Consider the following 4,045-nt stretch of genomic DNA (forward strand, 5'->3'; position numbering starts at 1 on the left):
TCCAGACCGGGGCGAGCGACGTGAAGATCTTCGTCCCGGTGAAGGCGTACGATCCGTCCGGCCGGGGCGCAGCATCCGTATCGCTTCCGAACAGCACGAGGTCGTTGCCCGCCTCGCTGATCCCGAACGCGAACACCTCGCCGGCCGCGGCCCCCTGCTGTACGAAGCGCAGGCTGTCGATGCCGCGGTCGGCGAGCACCTTTGCCACGCCCGTCCAGATGAGGTGCATGTTGACTGAGAGGGCCGTCGCGGGCGCGGCGGCGGCCAGGCGCTGCTGAAGGATGGATGCCTCGGCGAGGCCGAGCCCGCCGCCCCCCAGCTCACGCGGCACGAGGATCGCGGTGTACCCGAGGGCGCGCAGCTCGGCCAGGTCGTCGTCGGGGAAGGTGTTCTCCCGGTCGTGCGCCGCCGCGCGCTCGCGGAAGCGCTCCAGCAGTGCGTCGGGCAGGATCGTCCTCGGATCGAACTCGTTCACTGCTCCATTGTCGCCCCCGGTACCGGGGTGATTGTGCCGATCGGCTCGGTGTCGGGGATCGGGCTGGCGTCGCGGTGACGCAGATCCGGGAATCCTCGCAGGAAAACCACCGCGACGATCATGCCCAGGGCGGCGAAGGCCGCGGCGGCACCGTACGCGCCCAGCTCGCCGACACCGTCGATGAGGAACCCGGCCACCGCCGATCCCGCCGCCGCGCCGATGAGCTGGCCGGTGCCGACCCAGCCGAACGCCTCGGCGGTGTCGCTGAACTTCACGCTGGCCGAGGTCATCGCGAACAGCACCGCGAACGCCGGGGCCACGCCGATGCCGGCGAAGAACAGGGCGCCGCCGATCCACCACACGTTGAGGGCGATCATCGTCAGGGCCAGGCCGACCGTGACGATCGCCATGCGCCGGGCCATCGCCCACCGCCCGATCGGGATGCGCCCCGATCCGAGACCGCCCACGAGGCTGCCCAGGGAGAAGACGGCGAGCACGAGGCCTGCGCGCAGATCGCCCTCGCTGAACGTGGCGACCACCCCGACCTCGACCGCGGCGCATGCGCCGACGAGCAGGAAGCCGCAGACGGTGGACAGCAGCACGGCGGGCCGGGCGAGCACCTTGCCGAATGCGCGGCGGCTGGGCGGGATGCGCACCTGTCCGACCTCGGGGGAGAGGATGAACCACGTGCCGCCGCCGCACAGGATCACCACGACCACCAGCAGGCCGGTCACGGTGCCCACCTGCATCGACACGAACGTGATGAGCACGGGTGCGAGGATCCAGATGATCTCCTGCAGCGATGCGTCCAGCGAGAACAGCGGTGTCAGATGCCGTGCGCTGACGAGCTTCGGGTAGATCGTGCGCACGGCCGACTGCACGGGCGGCGTCGCGAGCCCGGCCACCGCGCCGAGCACCATGAGCAGCGACAGCACCGCCGGTGACAGCGCGAGGCCGAGGATCGCGGCGGCGCACACGGCGGTGGTGAGGGTGAGCACGCGCCGCATACCCCAGCGCCCCATCCAGCGGCTGGTGACCGGGCCTGAGGCCGCTTGGCCGATCGAGGTGGCGGCGAGCACGACTCCGGCGGATCCGTACGAGCCGGTGATGTGGTGCACGTGCAGCAGGATGCCGAGACTCATCATGCCGCTGGGGAACCGCGCCGTCAGCTGGGCGGCGATGATGCGCCCGACCCCCGGGGTGCTGAGGAGCTCCCGATAACCCGCCGCTGCCGCCACGAGTACACGCTACCGATTCGCGACACGCCGAGACGGCGTCATCCACAGGAATTCGCATGTCGGTGGCAGGTTCTATCGTCTCGTCTGTGGAGAGCCTTTCGAGCAACCGCCGAAACGGCCGTGATCCAGGGGTTTTCCGGCCGTTGGATCGCGGTGCAAGGTGTGGATGAAACGGTGGAAAACCTGTGTTGTACTCCGTAGGAGCGGTGGAAAACTACACGAATGTAACTACTATCCCTTGTGGTGCTTTCTGATGTCGGCACCCATATGTAGTATTGCTATCCCGGCGGGGGTCTGCCGGTCAAGATTCGGAAAGAGGGGAGAGACGGGTCGAAATGGCGATCACTGTCTACACCAAGCCCGCCTGCGTGCAGTGCAACGCGACGTACCGTGCGCTGGACTCGAAGGGCATCGAATACGAGGTCCTCGACCTCTCCGAAGACCCGTCCGCGCTCGAGCAGGTCAAGGCGCTCGGCTACTTGCAGGCGCCGGTCGTGATCACGGACGAGGACCACTGGTCGGGCTTCCGCCCCGACAAGATCGACGAGCTCGCGTCTCGTCTGGCCTGATCCTTCGGCAGGCTCAGGAATCGCGGCAGGCTCAGGGATCGAGGGATGCGTCATGCAGACGCTCACGCGGGCGCCACTGCTCGTCTACTTCTCGAGCGTGTCGGGCAACACGGCGCGATTCATCGAGAAGCTCGGACTTCCGGCGCGGCGGATTCCGCTTCACACGGCGGAGGACGCCCTCCGCGTGGATGAGTCCTTCGTCCTGGTTACGCCGACCTACGGGGGCGGCCAGGGTAGAGAGGTCGAGAAGGGCGCCGTGCCCAAGCAGGTGATCCGGTTCCTCAACGACGAGCGCAACCGGCACCACCTTCGCGGGGTCATCTCCGCGGGAAACACGAATTTCGGCGAGTCATACTGTCTCGCCGGCGACATCATCAGCCGCAAGTGCCACGTGCCGCACTTGTACCGGCTTGAGCTGTTCGGCACGTCGGAGGACGTCGAGCGCGTGAGCGCAGGACTGGAGCAATGGTGGACACAGCGATGATCGATACGTCGTTCAAGGACGATCAGCGGTTCGGGGGGATGGATTTTCACTCCCTCAACGCGATGCTCAACCTGTACGGCGTGGACGGCAAGATCCAGTTCGACGCCGACAAACGGGCGGCGCGCGAGTACTTCCTGCAGCACGTGAATCAGAACACCGTCTTCTTCCACTCGCTGAAGGAGCGTCTCGACTACCTCGTCGAGAAGGAGTACTACGAGGGCGCCGTGCTCGAGCAGTATCCATTCACGTTCATCCAGCAGCTCAACGATCTGGCCTACTCGAAGAAGTTCCGCTTCGAGACGTTCCTCGGCGCGTTCAAGTACTACACGAGCTACACGCTCAAGACCTTCGACGGCAAGCGCTACCTCGAGCGCTTCGAGGACCGCGTGGTGATGACGGCGCTCGGGCTGGCCGACGGCGACCAGGAGCTCGCGGTGCAGCTGGTCGAGGAGATCATCTCGGGGCGGTTCCAGCCGGCCACCCCGACCTTCCTCAACGCCGGCAAGGCTCAGCGCGGCGAGCTCGTCTCGTGCTTTCTGCTGCGCATCGAAGACAATATGGAGTCGATCTCGCGCGGCATCAACTCGTCGCTGCAGCTGTCCAAGCGTGGCGGCGGCGTGGCTTTGCTGCTGTCGAACATCCGCGAGTCCGGGGCGCCGATCAAGCAGATCGAGAACCAGTCCTCGGGCATCATCCCCGTGATGAAGCTCCTCGAAGACAGCTTCAGCTACGCCAACCAGCTCGGTGCCCGGCAGGGGGCCGGTGCGGTCTACCTCAACGCGCATCACCCCGACATCTACCGATTCCTGGACACCAAGCGGGAGAACGCCGACGAGAAGATCCGGATCAAGACGCTCAGCCTGGGTGTCGTGATTCCGGACATCACATTCCAGCTGGCCCGTGACAACGACGATATGTACCTGTTCAGCCCGTATGACGTCGAACGGGTCTATGGGGTGCCCTTCACAGAGATATTGGTGACCGACAAGTACCAGGAGATGGTCAACGACGCCCGGATCACGAAGACGAAGATCAGTGCGCGCCGGTTCTTCCAGACCCTCGCCGAGATCCAATTCGAGTCGGGCTACCCCTACCTGGTCTTCGAGGACACGGTGAACCGCGCCAATCCGATCGATGGCCGGATCACGATGAGCAACTTGTGTTCAGAAATCCTTCAGGTCTCTACCGCGTCCACCTACCACGAGGACCTCACCTACGAGACAGTCGGGAAGGACATCTCCTGCAATCTCGGATCGCTGAACATTGCGCACGTCATGGA

General features: G+C 65.4%; 5 protein-coding genes. 3 read left to right on the plus strand and 2 right to left on the minus strand.

The window, feature by feature from the left end; translation table 11 throughout:
• The coding region (locus ACK5IN_RS09540; RefSeq protein WP_416895957.1) for an acyl-CoA dehydrogenase family protein at nucleotides 1-475 on the minus strand (475 nt) is incomplete at its 3' end.
• Nucleotides 472-1,659, minus strand: coding sequence for an MFS transporter (locus tag ACK5IN_RS09545; protein ID WP_416895961.1), 1,188 nt, complete (start codon nucleotides 1,657-1,659; stop codon nucleotides 472-474). The genes ACK5IN_RS09545 and ACK5IN_RS09540, both read right to left, overlap by 4 nt.
• A gap of 389 nt (nucleotides 1,660-2,048) precedes the next feature.
• Between ACK5IN_RS09545 and nrdH the strand changes: the two genes are divergently transcribed.
• The 3 genes from nrdH to ACK5IN_RS09560 all read left to right on the plus strand — a co-directional run.
• Complete coding sequence (gene nrdH / locus ACK5IN_RS09550; RefSeq protein ID WP_416895958.1) at nucleotides 2,049-2,282, plus strand: glutaredoxin-like protein NrdH; 234 nt, start codon at nucleotides 2,049-2,051, stop codon at nucleotides 2,280-2,282.
• Nucleotides 2,283-2,334: 52 nt separating this feature from the next.
• Nucleotides 2,335-2,766 (plus strand): class Ib ribonucleoside-diphosphate reductase assembly flavoprotein NrdI, encoded by a 432-nt coding sequence (gene nrdI, locus ACK5IN_RS09555; protein ID WP_416895959.1) that lies wholly within the window; start codon nucleotides 2,335-2,337, stop codon nucleotides 2,764-2,766.
• Nucleotides 2,763-4,045 (plus strand): ribonucleotide reductase N-terminal alpha domain-containing protein (locus ACK5IN_RS09560; protein WP_416895960.1); only part of this gene is annotated, 1,283 nt, incomplete at its 3' end. The genes nrdI and ACK5IN_RS09560, both read left to right, overlap by 4 nt.

This window comes from Microbacterium sp. (genome assembly GCF_047971895.1).
GTDB lineage: Bacteria > Actinomycetota > Actinomycetes > Actinomycetales > Microbacteriaceae > Microbacterium.

Bases quoted from the DNA above. Each gene is read 5' to 3' on its own strand.
- nrdI (WP_416895959.1), top strand. From the start codon at position 2,335: ATGCAGACGCTCACGCGGGCGCCACTGCTCGTCTACTTCTCGAGCGTG.
- nrdH (WP_416895958.1), top strand. From the start codon at position 2,049: ATGGCGATCACTGTCTACACCAAGCCCGCCTGCGTGCAGTGCAACGCG.